Source organism: Burkholderia sp. THE68 (assembly GCF_009938265.1).
Lineage (GTDB): Bacteria > Pseudomonadota > Gammaproteobacteria > Burkholderiales > Burkholderiaceae > Caballeronia.
Window position 1 is genome coordinate 481248 of the sequence record NZ_AP022319.1, and the last position, 26509, is coordinate 507756.

The following is a 26509-nucleotide window of genomic DNA, read 5'->3' on the forward strand; positions in this document are numbered from 1 at the left end:
CACCGCCGATGCGCGAGCATCTCTAATTCGACCATAATTCATCGGGCTCATCCTGTACGCATTGGATTGGCCTGTTGTGTCGAATGCGAGAGATCCCGCGAAGCGAATATCGACGGCAATCAGGTTTGACAGTCTGATCACTACGCAAGGATCCGTGGCCGGCTGGAAGAAACGCGAACAAACGTGCATTTCTTCCATGCGTGTTGGGTAACGATGTCCTTGATCATCGGTTTCCAGAGCACCCGCGTGCTCGCATATACGGATTGATGCCATGCTCAGCTTTCCTCTTGCTCCCGCTCAATCGGGCATCTTCTTTCGGCAACAACTCGACTTGCGCGATCCGCGCTTCAATCTCGCGCAGTTGACCGAAATCATCGGACCGCTCGATATCGAAATTCTGCAAGCGGCGGTGCGGCAGACGGTCGGCGAAGCGGACGCGATGCAGGTACGCATCGTCATCGAGGATGGCATGCCGCATCAGGCCGTGCCGGATGCGCTCGTAGACTTCACGCTGCCGGTGGTCGATGTCAGCGATGCGCCCGACCCCGTAGAAGCCATCGATCGCCATGTGCAGGGCGCGCTTGCCGAAGCCATCGATCTCGGCCGTCATCCCCTCTTCGACGGCACGCTTTTTCAGGCCGGACCGACGCGGTTCTTTCTGTTTCAGCGGATTCATCACATCGCATTCGACGGCTTTTCGTTTTTCCTTTTCACGCAGCGTCTCGCGTCGGTCTATTCCGCGCTGGTCGAGCGACGCGAGCCCGCGCCAGCCGGCTGGGGACGGCTCGCCGATCTGCTCGACGACGATGACGCCTACCGCGCGTCCAGCGCGTTCGAGCGTGATCAGCAGTTCTGGCGCGACTATCTGGCCGACTGTCCCGAGCCGGTGATTCTCGGCGAATGCATGGCGCACGAACCGATTCACGCGGACGGTTCCGCACAGGCGATCGCGCAAATGCGCCTTTCAGCCGAAACGACGCGGCTTCTCCGGCAAGTCTCCGAGCGCAACGGCGCGACGTGGCCGCAATTCATCACGGCGGTCATGGCCGCCTATGTCGCGCGTCTGAGCGGGCAACCCGAAGTGGTGCTCGGCTTTCCGGTGACGGCGCGGGTCGGACGACTGGCGAGAAGCGTGCCGGGCATGTTGTCCAACGCGCTGCCGTTGCGGGCGGCGCTCGGCGAGGACACGAGCATCGTCGATCTGCTCGACGCGGTGTCGAAACAAAGTCGCCGGGTCCTGCGACATCAGCGCTATCGCGTCAAAGACATCCGGCGCGATGTGGGACGCATCGAATCCGACCGGCCGCTTTTCGGCCCCACCGTGAACATCATGCCCGACTACAGCGTTGCGCTGGACTTCGCGGCCTGCCGGATCGGCTCGAATCGCTCTTTCTATGGAACGCCGGATGACCTCGCGCTGATCGTGCACGACGAAGGCGATGCATTCGGTATTGAACTGATGTTCGACGGCAATCCGTCGCTCTATACGCCGGAAGACGTGGATGCCCATGCGCGGCGCTTCACGCGTCTGCTCGAACAGGCGCTGGAGCGGCCCGACGCGCCGCTGCATGAGTTCGAACTCCTGTTGCCTGAGCGAAAGGCGCTGCTCGAACAATGGAACGATACGGCCGCGCCTTATCCCGAACATCTGTGCATCCATCAGCTTCTCGAACAGCAGGTTCGACTCACGCCCGATGCCGTCGCGCTCGTCTGCAACGACGAAACGCTCACGTTCGCGCAACTCAACGCGCGCGCGAACCGGCTCGCGCATCGTCTGATCGCGCTCGGCGTGCGTCCGGAAGACCGCGTGGCGCTGTGCATGGAGCGCGGTATCGGCGCGATCGTCGCGCTGTTCGCGATCCTCAAGGCCGGCGGCGCGTATGTGCCGCTCGATCCGGCCTATCCGGGCGAGCGCCTGAGTTACATCCTCGAAGACGCCGCCCCCGTGCTGCTCATCGCCGATGCCGCCGGCCGTCATGCGCTCGGCGACACGGGCGCGCTTACTGTGCTCGATCCCGCCGCATCATTCGATGACACGCTGCCGCAGGGCGATCCGCTCGTGCCCGGACTCGCCTCGCATCATCTTGCCTATGCGATCTATACATCCGGTTCGACCGGCAAACCGAAGGGCGTGCTGGTCGAGCATCGTCATGTGCTGAACCTGCATCACGCCTTGCAATCGACGGTATTCGCCCATTGTGCGCCGCACTCCGGCGTCACGCTGAACGCGAGCATCGCGTTCGACGCGTCGGTGCAGAACCTCACCGCCTTGCTGTCCGGACATCGGCTGATGATCGTCTCCGCCGACGTACGCACCGATGCGATGGCGCTGGTCGATTTCCTCGATACCGCCGGCATCGACGTATTCGACTGCACGCCGACTCAGCTCGAATCGCTGTTTTCCGCTGGTCTGCTCGAACGGCGGCAGTCGGCTCTGACGATTCTCGTGGGCGGCGAGCCGCTCACGCCGCAGACCTGGAACCGACTGGCGCGCGCCGGACAATTTCGCGCCTTCAACGTCTATGGTCCGACCGAATGCACAGTCGATGCGACCGTCGCCGAGATCACGGCCGAACAGGCGCAGCCCGTGATCGGCAAGCCGCTTGCCAACACGCGCGCCTATGTGCTCGATGCGCAACGTCGCGTGGTGCCGCCGGGCGCGGTCGGCGAGCTTCATATTGGTGGTGCGGGCGTGGCGCGCGGCTATCTGAATCGACCTGAACTCACCGCCGAGCGCTTCCTCGATGACCCGTTCGTTCCCGGTGGCCGCATGTATCGCACGGGCGATCTCGCGCGTTATCGGCTCGATGGCAATATCGAGTTTCTCGGCCGTAACGATCATCAGATCAAGATTCGCGGCTTTCGCATCGAGCCTGGTGAGATCGAGACGCAGATCGAAAGCCACGCGGCCGTGCGTGAAGCGGTGGTCATTGCGCGGGCGCGCCATCAAGGTTCGCAGGATCAGCAGCTCGTCGCCTATGTCACGCTGCATGCCGATATCGATGCCAGCGCCCTGCGCGAGCATCTTGCCTCGCGTCTGCCCGACTACATGGTGCCATCGGCCTTCGTCACGCTCGATGCGCTGCCGCTGACGCCGAGCGGCAAGCTCGATCGCCGCGCGTTGCCCGATCCGCAAGCCGATGCGTTCGCGCTGCGCCCTTTCGAAGCGCCGCAAGGTCGAACCGAAACCGCGCTCGCCGAGTTGTGGGCCGAGTTGCTCGGGCTCGAACGCGTCGGACGTCACGACAATTTCTTCGCGCTCGGCGGCCACTCGCTGCTCGCCGTGACGCTCATCGAACGGCTGCGGCGCATCGGCATACAGGCAAGCGTGCGCGACCTGTTCGCCACGCCCGTGCTCAGTGCGCTGGCGCCTTCACTCGATCGCGGTACGTCCACGGTCGATATCGTCGTGCCGCCCAATGCGATCACGCCTGGCTGCACCGCGCTCACGCCGTCGATGCTGCCGCTCATCGAACTCACGCAGACGGACATCGATCGAATTGTCGCGCAGGTTCCCGGCGGCCTCGCCAATGTTCAGGATATCTATGCACTGGCGCCATTGCAGGAAGGCATCCTGTTCCATCATATGCTGACCACGGAAGGCGATCCGTATCTGCAAACTGCGCGTCTCGCCTTCGATAGCCGCGCACGGCTCGATGCGTGGCTCGATGCCTTGCAGCGCGTCATCGACCGGCACGACATCCTGCGCACCGCCTTCATTCACGATAGCCTCAGCACCGCCGCTCAGGTCGTCTGGCGCAAGGCGCCCGTGACGATTACCGAGATCGACGGGCCGTTGGCGCAACACTTCGATGCCCGCACGCAACGCCTCGATCTCACGCAGGCTCCGCTGCTGCGAATCGCGATCGCCCCGGAAGCGCAAAGCAGCCGCTGGCTCGTGCAACTGAACTGGCATCATCTGATCGGCGATCACGCGACGCTGGATGTGATGCATGCGGAAATCGATGCGATCGTCAACGGAAAAGGCGATACACTCGGCGCGGCTCAACCGTTCCGCAATCTGGTCGCGCAGGCGCGGCTCGATGCGAATCAGCAAGCGCATGAAGCGTTCTTCCGCGACATGCTCGCCGATGTCAGCGAACCGACGCTGCCCTTCGGCCTCACCGACGTGCATCATGACGGCTCGGCCATCGCCGAAGCGCGTGTGACGTTGCCCGCGTCGCTCGATTCACGTCTGCGCACGCAGGCCCGAAGCCTCGGCGTAAGTCTCGCGAGCCTCTGTCATCTCGCCTGGGCCCGCGTGCTGAACGCGGGCAGCGCGGTCGACTCCGATGGACGCATCGTGTTCGGCACCGTGTTGCTCGGGCGCATGCAGGCGGGCGTCGATCAGGCGTTGGGGCTGTTGATCAATACGCTGCCGGTTCGCCTCGACATAACCGGTGCCGCAGTCGCCGACAGCGTGCGTGACACGCATGAACGGCTCGCAGCCTTGTTGCAGCATCAGCATGCGCCGCTCGCGCTCGCTCAGCGATGCAGCGGTGTCGCCGCGCCCGCGCCGCTCTTCAGCGCCTTGCTCAACTATCGCCACAACCAAGGCCCGGCGGATGAGCGCGAAGGTTTCGACGGCATAGAATTGCTCAGTGCCGAAGAGCGCACCAACTATCCGCTGACGCTTTCGGTGGATGACAACGGCGACAGTCTCGAACTCACTGCGCAGACCGTTGCGCCGCTGTCGCCCGAGCAATTGTGCGGCTATATGCAGCAGGCGTTGTCGAGTCTCGTGCAGGCGCTCGAACAGGCGCCTCGGACGCCGGTGAACCAGCTCGACGTGTTGCCGCCCGATATTCGTACGCTGCTGGTCGAAACGTGGAACGGCATCGGCGCGGGCTATCCTGCGGATCTGTGCATCCATCAGCTCTTCGAGCAGCATGCCCGACGCACGCCCGATGCGATCGCGCTGGTCTTCGAAGATGCGTCGCTCACTTATGCGCAGCTCAATGCGCGCGCGAACCGGCTCGCGCATCATCTGATCGCGCTCGGGGTTGCTCCGGAAGATCGCGTGGCGCTGTGCGTGGAGCGTGGCATCGGCATGGTCGTCGCGTTGATGGCGATACTCAAGGCCGGCGGCGCTTATGTGCCGCTCGATCCGGCTTATTCCGGCGAGCGTCTGAACCACATCCTCACCGACTCCACGCCCCGGCTGCTGCTCGCCGATGCCGCCGGCCGTGAAGCGTTGGGAGACACCGGCTCGCTGACCGTGCTCGACCCCGATGCATCGCTCGATGACTCATATCCGCAGGACGATCCGCAAGTGCCCGTCGCTCCGCCTCATCTTGCGTATGTGATCTACACGTCCGGGTCGACAGGCAAACCTAAAGGCGTGATGGTCGAGCATGCGCAGATCGTGCGCCTGTTCGACGCGACGCAGGACTGGTTCGGTTTTCATGAACGCGATGTGTGGTGCCTGTTTCACTCGTTCGCGTTCGATTTCTCGGTCTGGGAGCTTTGGGGCGCGCTGCGCCATGGCGGCAAGCTGGTGATCGTGCCGCAGCATGTGGCCCGGTTCGCACCCGATTTCCTTCGTCTGCTTCAGCGCGAAGGCGTCACCGTTCTGAATCAGACGCCCAGCGCGTTTCGCGCACTCATTCAGGCGCAGGAAGCGAACGACGGCCCTATTGCACTGCGCTATGTGATCTTCGGCGGCGAGGCGCTGAATCCGTCGATGCTCGAACCCTGGTACGCGCGGCACTCGGACCAGCAACCGCGCCTGATCAACATGTACGGAATCACGGAGACGACCGTTCACGTGACCTATCGGCCGCTGACGCGCGAGGACTGCGCGGACGGCAATAGCCCGATCGGTGTGCGTATTCCTGATCTGACGGTCTATCTGCTCGATGCGCAAGGGCAACTGGCGCCTGTCGGTGCTGTGGGCGAACTGTATGTCGGTGGTGCGGGGGTGGCGCGGGGATATCTCAATCGGCCAGAGTTGACTGCCGAGCGGTTCATCGACGATCCGTTCGTTCCTGGATCGCGGCTTTATCGTACGGGTGATCTCGGGCGTTATCGTCCTGATGGCAGTCTGGAGTTTTTTGGCCGCAACGATCATCAGGTCAAGATTCGCGGCTTCCGTATTGAACTGGGTGAGATCGAGGCGCAGATCGCCAGTCATGCGGCGGTGCGCGAAGCGGTGGTCATCGCGCGGGCGAGACAGCAGGATGATCAACAGCTTGTCGCCTATGTCACGCTCGCTTCGGAGATCGATGCGAACGCGTTGCGCGAGCACTTGAGTTCGCGTCTTCCGGACTACATGGTGCCCTCTGCCTTCGTCGCGCTCGATGCGCTGCCTCTCACACCCAATGGCAAGCTCGATCGTCGCGCGTTGCCCGATCCGCTGTGGCAAAGCCTCGACGAATACGTCGCCCCGCGTACCGCGCTCGAAGCGACGCTCGCGCAGTGCTTCGCCAGCGTGCTCGGTCTCGAGCGGGTGAGCGTGTTCGATAACTTCTTCGCGCTTGGCGGGCATTCTTTGCTTGCTACGCAACTCGTGTCGCGTTTGCGTGAGGCACTTGCTATCGAATTGCCTCTGCGTGCGCTGTTCGATGCGCCCAGTGTTGCCTCACTCGCTGAAGCTCTTGGGGAATCGTCTCGTCAGATCATTGCATTGCCGAGTTTGCAGGCACTTCCGCGCCCCGCGCATCTGCCACTGTCCTTCGCGCAGGAACGTCTGTGGTTCCTCGAGCAATTGAACCCCGGACAATCGACCTATCACATCCCGATTGCCCTGCGTCTGCGCGGCGCGCTCGATGTTCCCGCGTTTCATGCTGCTTTGAACGCGCTCGTCGCGCGTCACGAAAGCCTTCGTACGTCTTTCGCCCAGCACGATGGTCAAGCCGTTCAGCGCATCGCTGCGGAAGTGGAACTCGCACTGCCGTTGGACACACTCGCTCCCGGTACACAAGCCGCCGAAGTCCGACGCCTCGCGCAAGACGAAGCCCGCCGTCCCTTCGATCTTCAACACGGTCCGTTGTTGCGCGCCCGATTGCTGCGCCTCGCAGAGGAAGAACACGTCTTGCTGTTCACCATGCATCACATCGTCTCCGATGGATGGTCCAGCGGTGTATTGGTGCGTGAACTCGGCGCCTGCTATACGGCCGCATTGCGTAACGAACCTATCGCCCTGCCGCCGCTGGCCGTGCAATACGCCGACTACACCCTGTGGCAGCGCGACTGGCTCGCTGGCGCCGAACTCGAACGTCAGACTCAGTACTGGCGCAATCAGCTCGCCGAACTCGCACCGCTGGATCTGCCCACCGATCGCCCTCGCCCCGCGCAAATCAGCGGACGTGGTGCAACGCTGCCCTTCGCTGTAAATCCCGCGTTGTACGAGCGCCTGAACACGCTTGCGAATCGTGAAGGCGTCACGCCCTTCATGCTGCTGCTCGCCGTGTTCCAGACGCTGCTTGCACGTTTGTCAGGGCAAACGGAGGTGGCCGTGGGCTCGCCTATCGCCAACCGCACGCATGCGCAGATCGAGCCACTCATCGGTCTGTTCGTCAATACGCTGGTGCTGCGTGCCGATCTCTCTGGTGCGCCTTCTTTACGCGATCTGCTTGCGCAAGTCCGTGATACGACGCTGGCCGCTTACGCGCATCAGGATCTGCCATTTGAAAAACTCGTCGAAGCACTCGCGCCAGTTCGCGACACTAGCCGCACGCCGCTGTTCCAGGTGATGTTCGTGTTGCAGAACGCGCCGATGGACGCGCTCGCGCTGCCCGGTCTCACTCTGGAATTGCTGCCCGCAGCCGAAGCCGGAGCCAAGTTCGATCTCACGCTCAGTCTGACGCATTCGCAAGACGGACTGGCTGGTACGTTCAGCTACGCCACCGACCTGTTCGATGAGCGCACCATCGCGCGGCTGGGCGAACGCTTTACGCGCTTGCTTCAACAAGCGCTCGATCAACCTGATGCACCGCTGCATGCACATGAACTCGTGCTGCCCGAGGAGCACGCACTGCTCGAACGCTGGAACGACACGGCGGCGGCGTATCCGGAGCATCTGTGCATTCATCAGTTGTTTGAACAACAGGTGCAACGCACGCCCGATGCGATCGCGCTGGTCTTCGAAGACGCATCGCTCACGTATGCGCAACTCAACGCGCGCGCCAATCAGCTTGCGCATCATCTGATCGCGCTGGGCGTGTGTCCAGAAGATCGCGTGGCGTTGTGCATGGAGCGTGGCATCGGCATGGTCGTCGCGCTGATGGCGATACTCAAGGCTGGCGGCGCTTACGTGCCGCTCGATCCGGCGTATCCGGGCGAACGTCTGAGTCATATCCTCACCGATGCCACGCCCCGCTTCCTGCTCGCCGATACTGCTGGTCGTGAAGCGCTGGGAGACACCGGTTCGCTGACCGTGCTCGATCCTGATGCATCGCTCGAGGACGCGCTCTCGCAAGACGATCCGCAAACAGCCGTCGCTCCGCATCATCTTGCTTATGTGATCTACACCTCGGGTTCAACCGGCAAGCCCAAAGGCGTTGCGATTGAACATCGAACGTTGGTCGCCTCCACATGCGCCCGGCACCAGTTCTATGAGCGCACTTCGAACGAGCGCTTCCTGTTGCTTTCGTCGCTCGCCTTCGACAGTTCTGTCGCCGGCCTCTTCGGGACGCTCACTAACGGGGGCTGTCTCGCCCTCGTTGATATCGACACTGCACGGGACCCCAACGCAATCATCAAGCTCGTGCGGGATCGTGACATCACACGCGTCCTGTGCGTTCCTTCTCTCGGTCAGGCCATTCTCGACAGTATGTCGTCGAGCGGCGAGCATCAGCTTCGGGAAATCATCGTCGCGGGTGAGGCGTGCCCTCCGAATCTCGCACGGCAAAGCTCGACGTTGCCGCGGCCCGTATCGCTTTATAACGAGTACGGTCCTACGGAGGCGACTGTCTGGGCAACGGCGTATCGATGCCTTCCTGAAGAAACGAATCTGGTGCCGATTGGTCGCCCCATAGCAAACACACGCATCTATCTGCTCGATGCACAACGTCAGTTGATGCCACCGGGTGCGGTGGGTGAGCTTTATGTCGGTGGTGCTGGGGTATCGCGTGGGTATCTGAATCGGCCAGAGTTGACTGCCGAGCGGTTCATCGATGATCCGTTCGTTGCCGGCGCACGCATGTATCGCACGGGCGACCTCGCGCGTTATCGCGCCGATGGCAATATCGAGTTTCTTGGCCGCAACGATCATCAGGTCAAGATTCGCGGCTTCCGGATCGAGTTGGGTGAGATCGAGGCGCAGATCGCCAGTCATGCGGCTGTGCGTGAAGCGGTGGTCATCGCGCGGGCGCGTAATGAGAAGACGCAGGATCAACAGCTTGTCGCTTATGTCACGCTGGCTTCGGAGATCGATGCGAACGCGTTGCGCGAGCACCTGAGTTCGCGTTTGCCCGACTACATGGTGCCGTCAGCCTTCGTCGTGCTCGATGCGCTGCCTCTCACACCCAATGGCAAGCTCGATCGTCGCGCGCTGCCCGATCCGCAGTGGCAAAGCCTTGACGAATACGTCGCCCCGCGTACCGCGCTCGAAGACACGCTCGCACAATGCTTCGCCAGCGTGCTCGGCCTTGAACGCGTGAGCGTGTTCGATAACTTCTTCGCGCTTGGTGGGCATTCTTTGCTTGCTACGCAACTCGTGTCGCGTTTGCGTGAGGCGCTTGCTATCGAATTGCCTCTGCGCGCGCTGTTCGATGCGCCGAGCGTTGCATCGCTTGCTGAAACGCTGGAGAAATCGTCTCGCCAGGTCATCGCGTTACCGCCTCTGCAGGCACTTCCGCGTCCCGCGCATCTGCCGCTGTCCTTCGCGCAGGAACGTCTGTGGTTCCTCGAGCAATTGAACCCCGGACAATCGACCTATCACATCCCGATTGCCCTGCGTCTGCGCGGCGCGCTCGATGTTCCCGCGTTTCATGCCGCTTTGAATGCGCTCGTCGCGCGTCACGAAAGCCTTCGCACGTCTTTCGCCCAGCACGATGGTCAAGCCGTTCAGCGCATCGCTGCGGAAGTGGAACTCGCACTGCCGTTGGACACACTCGCTCCCGGTACACAAGCCGCCGAAGTCCGACGCCTCGCGCAAGACGAAGCCCGCCGTCCCTTCGATCTTCAACACGGTCCGTTGTTGCGCGCCCGATTGCTGCGCCTCGCAGAGGAAGAACACGTCTTGCTGTTCACCATGCATCACATCGTCTCCGATGGATGGTCCAGCGGTGTATTGGTGCGTGAACTCGGCGCCTGCTATACGGCCGCATTGCGTAACGAACCTATCGCCCTGCCGCCGCTGGCCGTGCAATACGCCGACTACACCCTGTGGCAGCGCGACTGGCTCGCTGGCGCCGAACTCGAACGTCAGACTCAGTACTGGCGCAATCAGCTCGCCGAACTCGCACCGCTGGATCTGCCCACCGATCGCCCTCGCCCCGCGCAAATCAGCGGACGTGGTGCAACGCTGCCCTTCGCTGTAAATCCCGCGTTGTACGAGCGCCTGAACACGCTTGCGAATCGTGAAGGCGTCACGCCCTTCATGCTGCTGCTCGCCGTGTTCCAGACGCTGCTTGCACGTTTGTCAGGGCAAACGGAGGTGGCCGTGGGCTCGCCTATCGCCAACCGCACGCATGCGCAGATCGAGCCACTCATCGGTCTGTTCGTCAATACGCTGGTGCTGCGTGCCGATCTCTCTGGTGCGCCTTCTTTACGCGATCTGCTTGCGCAAGTCCGTGATACGACGCTGGCCGCTTACGCGCATCAGGATCTGCCATTTGAAAAACTCGTCGAAGCACTCGCGCCAGTTCGCGACACTAGCCGCACGCCGCTGTTCCAGGTGATGTTCGTGTTGCAGAACGCGCCGATGGACGCGCTCGCGCTGCCCGGTCTCACTCTGGAATTGCTGCCCGCAGCCGAAGCCGGAGCCAAGTTCGATCTCACGCTCAGTCTGACGCATTCGCAAGACGGACTGGCTGGTACGTTCAGCTACGCCACCGACCTGTTCGATGAGCGCACCATCGCGCGGCTGGGCGAACGCTTTACGCGCTTGCTTCAACAAGCGCTCGATCAACCTGATGCACCGCTGCATGCACATGAACTCGTGCTGCCCGAGGAGCACGCACTGCTCGAACGCTGGAACGACACGGCGGCGGCGTATCCGGAGCATCTGTGCATTCATCAGTTGTTTGAACAACAGGTGCAACGCACGCCCGATGCGATCGCGCTGGTCTTCGAAGACGCATCGCTCACGTATGCGCAACTCAACGCGCGCGCCAATCAGCTTGCGCATCATCTGATCGCGCTGGGCGTGTGTCCAGAAGATCGCGTGGCGTTGTGCATGGAGCGTGGCATCGGCATGGTCGTCGCGCTGATGGCGATACTCAAGGCTGGCGGCGCTTATGTGCCGCTCGATCCGGCGTATCCGGGCGAACGTCTGAGTCATATCCTCACCGATGCCACGCCCCGGCTGCTGCTCGCCGATACCGCTGGTCGTGAAGCGCTGGGAGACACCGGTTCGCTGACCGTGCTCGATCCTGATGCATCGCTCGAGGACGCGCAGGACGATCCGCAGACACCCGTCGCTCCGCATCATCTTGCTTACGTCATATACACCTCGGGTTCAACCGGCATACCCAAGGGCGTGATGGTCGCGCATCATCATGTAGCGAACCTCCATCACGCGTTGCAATCGACGGTGTTCGCACATTGCGCGGCGAACTCCGGTGTCAGCCTGAATGCCAGCATCGCATTCGATTCCTCGCTTAAGAGCCTTACTTCCTTGCTGGCGGGACATCGTTTGATCGTGATTCCCGCCGACGTGCGGGCCGATGCCGCAGCGTTGATCGAGTTTCTGAACGCCGCCGACGTCGATGTGCTCGATTGCACGCCCACTCAGCTCGATGCACTGCTCGCGACCGGTCTGCTCGAACGGCGACAGTCTGACCTGACGCTGCTCGTCGGCGGCGAAGCACTCACGCAACAAATGTGGAATTGCCTGGCGCACGCCGATCAAATCCGCGCGTTCAACGTCTACGGTCCGACGGAATGCACGGTGGATGCCACTGTCACCGAGATCACGACCGACCAAACGCAACCTGTCATCGGCAAGCCGATTGACAATGCACGCATCTATCTGCTCGACGCACAACGTCAGTTGATGCCACCGGGTGCGGTGGGTGAGCTTTATGTCGGTGGTGCTGGGGTATCGCGTGGGTATCTGAATCGGCCAGAGTTGACTGCCGAGCGGTTCATCGATGATCCGTTCGTTGCCGGCGCACGCATGTATCGCACGGGCGACCTCGCGCGTTATCGCGCCGATGGCAATATCGAGTTTCTTGGCCGCAACGATCATCAGGTCAAGATTCGCGGCTTCCGGATCGAGTTGGGTGAGATCGAGGCGCAGATCGCCAGTCATGCGGCTGTGCGTGAAGCGGTGGTCATCGCGCGGGCGCGTAATGAGAAGACGCAGGATCAACAGCTTGTCGCTTATGTCACGCTGGCTTCGGAGATCGATGCGAACGCGTTGCGCGAGCACCTGAGTTCGCGTTTGCCCGACTACATGGTGCCGTCAGCCTTCGTCGTGCTCGATGCGCTGCCTCTCACACCCAATGGCAAGCTCGATCGTCGCGCGCTGCCCGATCCGCAGTGGCAAAGCCTTGACGAATACGTCGCCCCGCGTACCGCGCTCGAAGACACGCTCGCACAATGCTTCGCCAGCGTGCTCGGCCTTGAACGCGTGAGCGTGTTCGATAACTTCTTCGCGCTTGGTGGGCATTCTTTGCTTGCTACGCAACTCGTGTCGCGTTTGCGTGAGGCGCTTGCTATCGAATTGCCTCTGCGCGCGCTGTTCGATGCGCCGAGCGTTGCATCGCTTGCTGAAACGCTGGAGAAATCGTCTCGCCAGGTCATCGCGTTACCGCCTCTGCAGGCACTTCCGCGTCCCGCGCATCTGCCGCTGTCCTTCGCGCAGGAACGTCTGTGGTTCCTCGAGCAATTGAACCCCGGACAATCGACCTATCACATCCCGATTGCCCTGCGTCTGCGCGGCGCGCTCGATGTTCCCGCGTTTCATGCCGCTTTGAATGCGCTCGTCGCGCGTCACGAAAGCCTTCGCACGTCTTTCGCCCAGCACGATGGTCAAGCCGTTCAGCGCATCGCTGCGGAAGTGGAACTCGCACTGCCGTTGGACACACTCGCTCCCGGTACACAAGCCGCCGAAGTCCGACGCCTCGCGCAAGACGAAGCCCGTCGTCCCTTCGATCTTCAACACGGTCCGTTGTTGCGCGCTCGATTGCTGCGCCTCGCAGAGGAAGAACACGTTCTGCTGTTCACCATGCATCACATCGTCTCCGATGGATGGTCCAGCGGTGTATTGGTGCGTGAACTCGGCGCCTGCTATACGGCCGCATTGCGTAACGAACCTATCGCCCTGCCGCCGCTGGCCGTGCAATACGCCGACTACACCCTGTGGCAGCGCGACTGGCTCGCCGGCGCCGAACTCGAGCGTCAGACTCAGTACTGGCGCAATCAGCTTGCCGAACTCGCACCGCTGGATCTGCCCACCGATCGTCCTCGTCCCGCGCAGATCAGCGGACGTGGTGCAACGCTGCCCTTCGCTGTAAATCCCGCGTTGTACGAGCGCCTGAACGCGCTTGCGAATCGTGAAGGCGTTACGCCCTTCATGCTGCTGCTCGCCGTGTTCCAGACGCTGCTTGCACGTTTGTCAGGGCAAACGGAGGTGGCCGTGGGCTCGCCCATCGCCAACCGCACGCATGCGCAGATCGAGCCGCTCATCGGTCTGTTCGTCAATACGCTGGTGCTGCGGGCCGATCTCTCTGGTGCGCCCTCTTTACGCGATCTGCTTGCGCAAGTCCGTGATACGACATTGGCCGCTTACGCGCATCAGGATCTGCCATTTGAAAAACTCGTCGAAGCACTCGCGCCAGTTCGCGACACCAGCCGCACGCCGCTGTTCCAGGTGATGTTCGTGTTGCAGAACGCACCGATGGAAGCGCTCGCGCTGCCCGGTCTCACACTGGAATTGCTGCCCGCAGCCGAAGCCGGAGCCAAGTTCGATCTCACACTCAGTCTGACGCATTCGCAGGACGGACTGGCCGGCACGTTCAGCTACGCCACCGACCTGTTCGATGAGCGCACCATCGCGCGTCTGGGCGAACGCTTTACGCGCTTGCTTCAACAAGCGCTCGATCAACCCGACGCACCGCTGCATGCGCATGAACTCGTGCTGCCCGAGGAGCACGCACTGCTCGAACGCTGGAACGACACGGCGGCGGCTTATCCGGAGCATCTGTGCATCCATCAGTTGTTTGAACAACAGGTGCAGCGCACGCCCGATGCCATTGCGCTGGTCTTCGAAGACGCATCGCTTACGTATGCGCAACTCAATGCGCGCGCCAATCAGCTTGCGCATCATCTGATCGCGCTGGGCGTGTGTCCGGAAGATCGCGTGGCGTTGTGCATGGAGCGTGGCATCGGCATGGTCGTCGCGTTGATGGCGATACTCAAGGCTGGCGGCGCTTACGTGCCGCTCGATCCCACCTCCGTCGCGGATCGCCTCGGGTACATGCTCGACGACGCCCAGGTCTCCATGCTGATCACTCAGCCGCAGCTTCTCGAGCGCCTCCCGGACGTTGCGCGGAACTTGCCCGTCGTGTGCCCCGACATCGAAACGAGTGCGATCGAAGCCCGCCCTGACACTGAGCCCGCCATCGAAGCGCACCCGCAGTACCCGGCCTATGTGATCTACACATCCGGCTCCACCGGCCAGCCAAAGGGCGTCGTCCTGAGTCACAGGAACCTTGCCAACTATCTGAACGGCGTGCTGGCAAGAATGAACGTGCCCACGCCAAGCAGCATGGCGCTCGCTTCAACCATCGCCACCGACCTCGGTCATACGATCCTGTTCGGTGCGTTGATGGCAGGTCATGCCCTGCACATTCTGTCGACCGAGCGGACCTCCGATGGCTATCTGTTCGGGCAGTATATGCGCGACAACAATATCGGCATCCTGAAGATCGTGCCGGGTCATCTGCGTGCGCTCATCGATGTAATGTCCGATACATCGGCGTTGCCCACGCAGTTGCTGGTGCTGGGCGGCGAGGCGACCCGGTCCGAGTGGATCATGTCCGTGCAGGCACTCAACCCGGATCTGCGCATCCTGAACCACTACGGACCGACTGAAACGACCGTGGGCGTGCTGACCCATGCGTTCAGCGATACCACCACCTATGGCACGTCGATTCCCATCGGACAGCCGCTTGCCAACACGCGCGCATACGTGCTCGATGAATATCTTCGCGCCCTGCCCATTGGTGGCACCGGCGAGCTTTACATCGGCGGTGCGGGTCTCGCGACCGGTTATCTGCGACGCGCGGCGCTCACCGCGCAACGGTTCGTCGCGAGTCCATTCGTCCCCGGCGCACGCATGTATCGCACGGGCGACCTCGCGCGTTATCGCGCCGACGGCAATATCGAGTTCCTCGGCCGCAACGATCATCAGGTCAAGATTCGCGGCTTCCGTATCGAACTCGGCGAGATCGAGGCGCAACTCACCGACCATCCGGCGGTGCGTGAAGCGGTGGTCATCGCGCGTGCCCGACAACAGGATGACCAGCAACTGGTCGCCTATGTCACGCCGCTTGCCGATATCGACGGCAGCGCCTTGCGCGAGCACTTGAGCGCGCGCCTGCCCGACTACATGGTGCCCTCTGCCTTCGTCGTGCTCGATGCGCTGCCCCTCACGCCCAACGGCAAGCTCGATCGTCGCGCACTGCCCGATCCGCAAGCCGATGCCTTCGCCCTGCGCCCCTTCGAAGCACCGCAAGGTCAAACCGAAACCGCACTGGCCGATCTGTGGGCCGAACTGCTCGGCCTCGAACGCGTCGGCAGGCAGGACAACTTCTTCTCGCTCGGCGGCCACTCGCTGCTTGCAGTAACGCTCATCGAGCGCATGCGCCGCGTCGGCCTGCACGCCAGCGTGCGCGATCTATTCGCCACGCCCGTGCTCAGCGCGCTGGCCGCTTCACTCGATCGCGGTACGTCCACGACCGATATCGTCGTGCCGCCCAACGCCATCACGCCCGATTGCACCGCGATCACGCCTGCGATGCTGCCGCTCATCGCGCTCACGCAATCGGACATCGATCGCATCGTCGAACACGTGCCCGGCGGGCTCGCCAATGTGCAGGACATTTATGCACTCGCGCCACTGCAGGAAGGCATTCTGTTCCATCACATGCTGACCACGGAGGGCGATCCGTATCTGCAAACCGCGCGTCTTGCCTTCGATAGCCGCGCACGGCTCGATGCCTGGCTCGATGCCTTGCAGCAGGTCGTCAAACGGCACGACATCCTGCGCACCGCCTTCATCTACGATGCACTGAGCACGCCCGCGCAAGTGGTTTTGCGTGAAGCACCGGTTAGCCTCGATGAGATCGAACTCGATCCGACGCACGGTCCAATCGCTGAACAACTCGCGGGCCTGTTCGATGCCCGCTCCCAGCGCCTGTCATTGACTCAAGCTCCGCTGCTTCGCCTCACCATCGCTCAAGAACCCGCATCGGGCCGCTGGCTCGCGCTGCTCGTCTGGCACCACCTGATCGGCGATCACGTCACGCTGGAGGTCATCCAGAAGGAAATCAGCGCGCTGCTCGATGGCCGCGGACATTCGCTCGGCGCGGCTCAACCGTTCCGCGATCTGGTCGCCCAGGCGCGACTCGGCGCGAGTCAACAAGCACACGAAGCCTTCTTCCGCGACATGCTCGCCGATGTCAGCGAACCCACGTTGCCTTTCGGTCTTACCAACGTCCATCACGACGGCTCGGCTGTGGCCGAAGCGCGTGTCACGTTGCCCGCATCGCTCAATACGCGTCTGCGCACGCAGGCCCGAAGCCTCGGCGTGAGTCTCGCGAGCCTCTGCCACCTCGCCTGGGCACGCGTGCTCAGTGCGAGCAGTGCAATCGATTCCGACGGACGCATCGTGTTCGGCACCGTGTTGCTCGGGCGCATGCAGGCGGGCGTCGATCAGGCGTTGGGGCTGTTGATCAATACGCTGCCGATTCGTCTCGACGTGAACGGGACTTCCGTCGCCGACAGCGTACGCGATACGCACGAACGTCTCGCGGCTTTGCTGCAGCATCAGCACGCGCCGCTCGCACTCGCTCAGCGATGCAGCGGTGTGGCCGCGCCCGCGCCGCTCTTCAGCGCCTTGCTCAACTATCGCCACAATCAGGCATCGGCCGACGATGCTCAGGCCTTCGACGGTATCGAATTGCTCGGTGCCGAAGAACGCACCAACTATCCGTTGATGCTGGCGGTCGAAGACAACGGCGAGAGCCTCGGGCTCACTGCGCAGACTATCGCGCCGCTGTCGCCTACGCAGTTGTGCGGGTATATGGAACAGGCGTTGTCGAGTCTCGTGCAGGCGCTCGAACAGGCGCCTCGAACGCCCGTCAATCAGCTCGATGTGTTGCCGCCTGAAACCCGCACGCTGCTCGTTGAAACATGGAACGACACCGCTGCTACGTATCCCGAGCATCTGTGCATTCATCAGTTGTTTGAACAACAGGTGCAGCGCTCGCCCGATGCGATCGCGCTTGTCTTCGAAGATACATCGCTCACCTATGCGCAACTCAATGCGCGTGCCAATCAGCTTGCGCATCATCTGATCGCGCTGGGCGTGCGTCCGGAAGATCGTGTGGCGTTGTGTGTCGAACGTGGCATCGGCATGGTCGTCGCGTTGCTCGCGATACTCAAGGCGGGTGGCGCTTATGTGCCGCTCGATCCGGCCTATCCGGGCGAGCGCCTGAGCCATATCCTCACCGACTCCACGCCCCGCCTGCTGCTCGCCGATGCCGCCGGTCGTGAAGCACTGGGCGACACCGGTTCGCTGACCGTGCTCGATCCCGACGCATCGCTCGATGACACCCTCCCGCAAGACGATCCGCAAACGACCGTCGCCCCGCAACACCTCGCCTATGTGCTCTTTACTTCGGGTTCCACCGGCAAGCCCAAGGGTGTGATGGTCGAGCATCGCGAGATGCTGAACTTCCTCTGTTCGATGCGCGATGTCACCGCCATGCGTGCAGACGACACGCTTCTGGCCGTCACGACCATCGCCTTCGATATCGCCGGGCTGGAGCTGTATCTGCCCCTGAGCACGGGCGCCCGCGTCGTACTCGCGCGCAGAAGCGATGCGGCCGATCCGCTCGCCCTGCAAGCGCTGCTCACGAAGCATGACGTGAGCTTCATGCAAGCGACGCCTGCCACCTGGCGCATGCTGCTCGATGCGCAGTGGAGCGGCAACGCGCAGTTGACCGCATTGTGCGGCGGCGAAGCGTTGTCCGCTGGTCTGGCCGCCCGTCTTGGCGACAAGGTGAAGTCGTTGTGGAATCTCTACGGTCCGACGGAAACCACGGTCTGGTCTTCGTGCTATCACGCAGGCGTCGAAGCGAGCGTGTCATCGACGGTGCCGGTCGGTCGACCGATCGCCAACACGCGCATGTATCTGCTCGATGCGCAATATCGGCTGGTGCCGCCGGGTGCGGTGGGTGAGTTGTATATCGGTGGTGCGGGCGTGGCGCGTGGGTATCTGAATCGCCCGGATCTGACTGCCGAGCGGTTCCTCGATGATCCGTTCGTTGCCGGCGCACGCATGTATCGCACGGGCGATCTCGCGCGTTACCGCGCCGATGGCAATATCGAGTTCCTCGGCCGCAACGATCATCAGGTCAAGATTCGCGGCTTCCGGATCGAGCTGGGTGAGATCGAGGCGCAGATCGCCAGTCATGCGGCTGTGCGCGAAGCGGTGGTCATCGCGCGGGCGAGACAGCAGGATGATCAGCAGCTTGTCGCTTATGTCACCGCAGCGGCTGAGGTCGATGCCAGCGCGTTGCGCGAACATCTCGCCCAGCGTTTGCCCGACTACATGGTGCCGTCCGCCTTCGTCGTGCTCGATGCGCTGCCTCTCACACCCAATGGCAAGCTCGATCGTCGCGCGCTGCCCGATCCGCTGTGGCAAAGCCTCGACGAATACGTCGCCCCGCGTACCGCTCTCGAAGACACGCTCGCGCAATGCTTCGCCAGCGTGCTCGGTCTCGAACGGGTGAGCGTGTTCGATAACTTCTTCGCGCTTGGCGGCCACTCCTTGCTCGCTACGCAACTCGTGTCGCGTTTGCGTGAGGCGCTTGCTATCGAATTGCCTCTGCGCGCGCTGTTCGATGCGCCCAGTGTTGCCTCCCTCGCTGAAGCTCTTGGGGAATCGTCTCGGCAGGTCATTGCGTTACCGCCTCTGCAGGCACTTCCGCGCCCCGCGCATCTGCCGCTGTCCTTCGCGCAAGAACGTTTGTGGTTCCTCGAGCAACTGAACCCCGGACAATCGACCTATCACATCCCGATTGCCCTGCGTCTGCGCGGCGCACTCGACGTTCCCGCGTTTCATGCTGCTTTGAATGCACTCGTTGCGCGTCACGAAAGCCTTCGCACGTCTTTCGCCCAGCACGATGGTCAAGCCGTTCAGCGCATCGCTGCGGAACTGGAACTCGCACTGCCGTTGGACACACTCGCTCCCGGCACACAAGCCGCCGAAGTCCGACGCGTCGCGCAAGACGAAGCCCGTCGTCCCTTCGATCTTCAACACGGTCCGTTGTTGCGCGCCCGATTGCTGCGCCTCGCAGAAGAAGAACACGTCTTGCTGTTCACCATGCATCACATCGTCTCCGATGGATGGTCCAGCGGTGTATTGGTGCGTGAACTCGGCGCCTGCTATACGGCCGCATTGCGTAACGAACCTATCGCCCTGCCGCCGCTGGCCGTGCAATATGCCGACTACACCCTGTGGCAGCGCGACTGGCTCGCCGGCGCCGAACTCGAGCGTCAGACTCAGTACTGGCGCAATCAGCTCGCCGAACTCGCACCGCTGGATCTGCCTACCGACCGTCCTCGCCCCGCGCAAATCAGCGGACGTGGTGCAACGCTGCCCTTCGCTGTAAATCCCGCGTTGTACGAGCGCCTGAACGCGCTTGCGAATCGTGAAGGCGTCACACCCTTCATGCTGCTGCTCGCCGTGTTCCAGACGCTGCTTGCACGTTTGTCAGGGCAAACGGAGGTGGCCGTGGGCTCGCCCATCGCCAACCGCACGCATGCGCAGATCGAGCCGCTCATCGGTCTGTTCGTCAATACGCTGGTGCTGCGGGCCGATCTCTCCGGTGCGCCTTCTTTACGCGATCTGCTTGCGCAAGTCCGTGATACGACGCTGGCCGCTTACGCGCATCAGGATCTGCCATTTGAAAAACTCGTCGAAGCGCTTGCGCCAGTTCGCGACACCAGCCGCACGCCGCTGTTCCAGGTGATGTTCGTGTTGCAGAACGCACCGATGGACGCGCTCGCGCTGCCCGGTCTCACTCTGGAATTGCTGCCCGCAGCCGAAGCCGGAGCCAAGTTCGATCTCACGCTCAGTCTGACGCATTCGCAAGACGGACTGGCTGGTACGTTCAGCTACGCCACCGACCTGTTCGATGAGCGCACCATCGCACGGCTGGGCGAACGCTTTACGCGCTTGCTCCAACAAGCGCTCGATCAACCCGACGCACCGCTGCACGCACATGAACTCGTGCTTCCCGAAGAACACGCACTGCTCGAACGCTGGAACGACACGGCGGCGACGTATCCCGAGCATCTCTGCATTCATCAGTTGTCTGAACAACAGGTGCAGCGCACGCCTGATGCCATTGCGCTGGTCTTCGAAGACGCATCGCTTACGTATGCGCAACTCAATGCACGCGCGAATCAACTCGCGCATCATCTGATTGCGCTGGGCGTGTGTCCGGAAGATCGCGTGGCGTTGTGCATGGAGCGTGGCATCGGCATGGTCGTCGCGCTGATGGCGATACTCAAGGCTGGCGGCGCTTACGTGCCGCTCGATCCGGCCTATCCGGGCGAACGTCTGAGTCATATCCTCACCGATGCCACGCCCCGGCTGCTGCTCGCCGATACCGCTGGTCGTGAAGCGCTGGGTGACACCGGTTCGCTGACCGTGCTCGATCCCGATGCATCGCTCGATGACGCGCTCTCGCAGGACGATCCGCAGACAGCCGTCGCTCCGCATCATCTTGCTTATGTTATCTACACGTCCGGCTCCACCGGAAAGCCCAAAGGCGTAGCGATCGAACATCGAAATGCCGTCAACTTCCTGGCCTGGAGCCACGAGGCCTTCGCGCCGGAAGAGCTCTCGCAAACACTGTTCGCAACCTCGCTCAATTTCGATCTCTCGATCTACGAATGTTTCGCTCCTCTGACGCGAGGCGGAACGATTCATCTGGTCGACAACGTTCTCGCACTCGTCAGAAGTCCGCATGACGTCAGCCTCATCAATACGGTGCCATCGGCGATCACGGCATTGTTGGATGCGAGCGCATCGCTGACATCGATCCGCACGATCAACCTCGCCGGCGAGCCGTTGAAGCTTGCGCTCATGAAGCGGATCTTTGCCGAAACCGGAATCGAGCGGCTGTGCAATCTGTATGGCCCATCTGAAACGACGACGTACTCGACCTGGATCGAGATGAAGAACGGCGAGCGTTTGACGGAAACCATCGGCAAACCCATCGCCAACACGCGCATTTATCTGCTCGATGTGCAACGCCATCCGGTGCCACTCGGTACGGTCGGCGAGCTTTATATCGGTGGCGCGGGTGTGGCGCGTGGCTATCTGAACCGACCGGAACTCACCGCCGAGCGCTTCCTCGACGATCCATTCGTTCCGGGCGCACGCATGTATCGCACGGGCGACCTCGCGCGCTATCGCGCCGATGGCAATATCGAGTTCCTCGGCCGCAACGATCATCAGGTCAAGATTCGCGGCTTCCGTATCGAACTCGGCGAGATCGAGGCGCAACTCACCGACCATCCGGCGGTGCGTGAAGCGGTGGTCATCGCGCGTGCCCGACAACAGGATGACCAGCAACTGGTCGCCTATGTCACGCCCCTTGCCGATATCGACGGCAGCGCCTTGCGCGAGCACTTGAGCGCGCGCCTGCCCGACTACATGGTGCCCTCCGCCTTCGTCGTGCTCGATGCGCTGCCCCTCACGCCCAACGGCAAGCTCGATCGTCGCGCACTGCCCGATCCGCAAGCCGATGCCTTCGCCCTGCGCCCCTTCGAAGCACCGCAAGGTCAAACCGAAACCGCACTGGCCGATCTGTGGGCCGAACTGCTCGGCCTCGAGCGCGTCGGCAGGCAGGACAACTTCTTCTCGCTCGGCGGCCACTCGCTGCTCGCCGTGACGCTCATCGAGCGCATGCGCCGCGTCGGCCTGCACGCCAGCGTGCGCGATCTGTTCGCCACGCCCGTGCTCAGCGCGCTGGCCGCTTCACTCGATCGCGGTACGTCCACGACCGATATCGTCGTGCCGCCCAACGCCATCACGCCCGATTGCACCGCGATCACGCCTGCGATGCTGCCGCTCATCGCGCTCACGCAATCGGACATCGATCGCATCGTCGAACACGTGCCCGGCGGGCTCGCCAATGTGCAGGACATTTATGCACTCGCCCCACTGCAGGAAGGCATTCTGTTCCATCACATGCTGACCACGGAGGGCGATCCGTATCTGCAAACCGCGCGTCTCGCCTTCGATAGCCGCGCACGGCTCGATGCCTGGCTCGATGCCTTGCAGCAGGTCGTCAAACGGCACGACATCCTGCGCACCGCCTTTATCTACGATGCGCTCAGCACGCCCGCGCAAGTGGTTTTGCGTGAAGCACCGGTTAGCCTCGATGAGATCGAACTCGATCCGACGCACGGTCCAATCGCTGAACAACTCGCGGGCCTGTTCGATGCCCGCTCCCAACGCCTGTCATTGACTCAGGCTCCGCTGCTTCGCCTCACCATCGCTCGCGAACCCGCATCGGGCCGCTGGCTCGCGCTGCTCGTCTGGCACCACCTGATCGGCGATCACGTCACGCTGGAGGTCATCCAGAAGGAAATCAGCGCGCTGCTCGATGGCCGCGGACATTCGCTCGGCGCGGCTCAACCGTTCCGCGATCTGGTCGCCCAGGCGCGACTCGGCGCGAGTCAACAAGCACACGAAGCCTTCTTCCGCGACATGCTCGCCGATGTCAGCGAACCCACGTTGCCTTTCGGTCTTACCAACGTCCATCACGACGGCTCGGCTGTGGCCGAAGCGCGTGTCACGTTGCCCGCATCGCTCAATACGCGTCTGCGCACGCAGGCCCGAAGCCTCGGCGTGAGTCTCGCGAGCCTCTGCCACCTCGCCTGGGCACGCGTGCTCAGTGCGAGCAGTGCAATCGATTCCGACGGACGCATCGTGTTCGGCACCGTGTTGCTCGGGCGCATGCAGGCGGGCGTCGATCAGGCGTTGGGGCTGTTGATCAATACGCTGCCGATTCGTCTCGACGTGAACGGGACTTCCGTCGCCGACAGCGTACGCGATACGCACGAACGTCTCGCGGCTTTGCTGCAGCATCAGCACGCGCCGCTCGCACTCGCTCAGCGATGCAGCGGTGTGGCCGCGCCCGCGCCGCTCTTCAGCGCCTTGCTCAACTATCGCCACAATCAGGCATCGGCCGACGATGCTCAGGCCTTCGACGGTATCGAATTGCTCGGTGCCGAAGAACGCACCAACTATCCGTTGATGCTGGCGGTCGAAGACAACGGCGAGAGCCTCGGGCTCACTGCGCAGACTATCGCGCCGCTGTCGCCTACGCAGTTGTGCGGGTATATGGAACAGGCGTTGTCGAGTCTCGTGCAGGCGCTCGAACAGGCGCCTCGAACGCCCGTCAATCAGCTCGATGTGTTGCCGCCTGAAACCCGCACGCTGCTCGTTGAAACATGGAACGACACCGCTGCTACGTATCCCGAGCATCTGTGCATTCATCAGTTGTTTGAACAACAGGTGCAACGCTCGCCCGATGCGATCGCATTGGTCTTCGAAGACACGTCGCTCACCTATGCGCAAGTCAATACGCGTGCCAATCAGCTTGCGCATCATCTGATCGCGCTGGGCGTGCGTCCGGAAGATCGTGTGGCGTTGTGTGTCGAACGTGGCATCGGCATGGTCGTCGCGTTGCTCGCGATACTCAAGGCGGGCGGCGCTTATGTGCCGCTCGATCCGGCCTATCCGGGCGAGCGCCTGAGCCATATCCTCACCGACTCCACGCCCCGCCTGCTGCTCGCCGATGCCGCCGGTCGTGAAGCGCTGGGCGACACCGGTTCGCTGACCGTGCTCGATCCCGACGCATCGCTCGATGACACCCTCCCGCAAGACGATCCGCAAACGGCCGTCGCCCCGCAACACCTCGCCTACGTGCTCTTTACTTCGGGTTCCACCGGCAAGCCCAAGGGCGTGATGGTCGAGCATCGCGAGATGCTGAACTTCCTCTGCTCGATGCGCGATGTCACCGCCATGCGTGCAGACGACACGCTTCTGGCGGTCACCACCATCGCCTTCGATATCGCCGGGCTGGAGCTGTATCTGCCCCTGAGCACGGGCGCCCGCGTCGTACTCGCGCGCAGAAGCGATGCGGCCGATCCGCTCGCCCTGCAAGCGCTGCTCACGAAGCATGACGTGAGCTTCATGCAGGCGACGCCTGCCACCTGGCGCATGCTGCTCGATGCGCAGTGGACCGGCAACGCGCAGTTGACCGCATTGTGCGGCGGCGAAGCGTTGTCCGCTGGTCTGGCCGCCCGTCTTGGCGACAAAGTGAAGTCGTTGTGGAATCTCTACGGTCCGACGGAAACCACGGTCTGGTCTTCGTGCTATCACGCAGGCGTCGAAGCGAACGTGTCATCGACGGTGCCGGTCGGTCGACCGATCGCCAACACGCGTATGTATCTGCTCGATGCGCAATATCGGCTGGTGCCGCCGGGCGCGGTGGGTGAGTTGTATATCGGTGGTGCGGGCGTGGCGCGTGGGTATCTGAATCGCCCGGATCTGACCGCCGAGCGGTTCATCGATGATCCGTTCGTTGCCGGCGCACGCATGTATCGCACGGGCGATCTCGCGCGTTATCGTGCCGATGGCAATATCGAGTTTCTTGGCCGCAACGATCATCAGGTCAAGATTCGCGGCTTCCGTATTGAACTGGGTGAGATCGAGGCGCAAATCGCCAGTCATGCGGCGGTGCGCGAAGCGGTGGTCATCGCGAGGGCGAGACAGCAGGATGATCAACAGCTTGTCGCTTATGTCACCGCAGCGGCTGAGGTCGATGCCAGCGCGTTGCGCGAACATCTCGCCCAGCGTTTGCCCGACTACATGGTGCCGTCAGCCTTCGTCGTGCTCGATGCGTTGCCTCTCACACCGAATGGCAAGCTCGATCGTCGCGCGTTGCCCGATCCGCAGTGGCAAAGCCTCGACGAATACGTCGCGCCGCGTACCGCGCTCGAAGACACGCTCGCGCAGTGCTTCGCGAGCGTGCTCGGCCTTGAACGGGTGAGCGTGTTCGATAACTTCTTCGCGCTCGGTGGCCACTCCTTGCTCGCCGTACAACTGACAGCGCATATCGACGCTAAACTCGGCCAGAACATTTCCATCCGCGAATTGTTCAAGGCGCCCTCAGTGGCCGAACTTGCCGACCGCCTGAACACGACGCCGTCGAATACGGAATTCGACACCATTCTGCCGATCCGCGCTCCGGGCGAAGGCGCTCCGCTGTTCTGCATCCACCCGGTCGGCGGGCTGGCCTGGAGTTATGCGGGTTTTGCTCAGAGCCTCGAAGGGAATCAGCCGATCTACGCCATACAAACTCCAGCGCTCCAGCAACCCGATTACAGCCCGGCCACTATCGAAGAGATGGCGAGCGACTACATCGCGCGCATCCGCAGCATTCAGCCTCACGGGCCATATCGCCTGCTTGGCTGGTCTTTCGGGGGATTGGTGGCTTATGAAATGGCGACACAACTTCAGAGCCTGGGCGAAACAATCGATCAGCTCGTTCTGCTGGATTCGCGTCTCTCTGATGGCCGCCAAACGCACGAAGTCGACGAATGCACGCTCATGGCAGCCGCGTTCCCGGGCATGTCCGACGAACTGACCATCGCGCTTCGCGACATGCGCACGACTGCGGAACGAGTCGATGCGCTGCGCGCGAACCGTCTGATTCCGGCCTACATCACAGACCGACACGTCATGACCCTTATCGATGCAACGCAGCAAAACATGCATTTGCAAGCCACGTTCGCGCCGAAGCGATATGGCGGCGATATCGTCTACTTCACGGCCGCTCGATCCGAGAAACCCGGACAGCCACGTCATGTCGCAGAATGGCGCGAGTGGGCCGATGGCTCGATTGTGAATGTCGATATGGATTGCGCGCACGCCGATATGTGCCAGCCATCGTCCGTCGTGACGATCGGACATCAGCTCGCGTCGTTGAACGTCTTCGAAGAGTCGAAAGTAGCAAATGATTGAAATGCGGCGCGTATTGCCATCGGTCGATAGACCGATGGCAAGCGCAGCTTCGGGAGAAAG

Annotated in this window: 1 protein-coding gene; it reads left to right on the forward strand. The window is 62.4% G+C overall.

Going from position 1 to position 26509, the window contains the following annotated elements; genetic code table 11:
- Positions 1-271: 271 nt before the first annotated feature.
- Entirely contained in the window at positions 272-26449 is a 26178-nt protein-coding gene (locus BTHE68_RS30890) for a non-ribosomal peptide synthase/polyketide synthase (protein WP_162070100.1), read from the forward strand.
- The last annotated feature ends 60 nt before the right edge of the window (positions 26450-26509 follow it).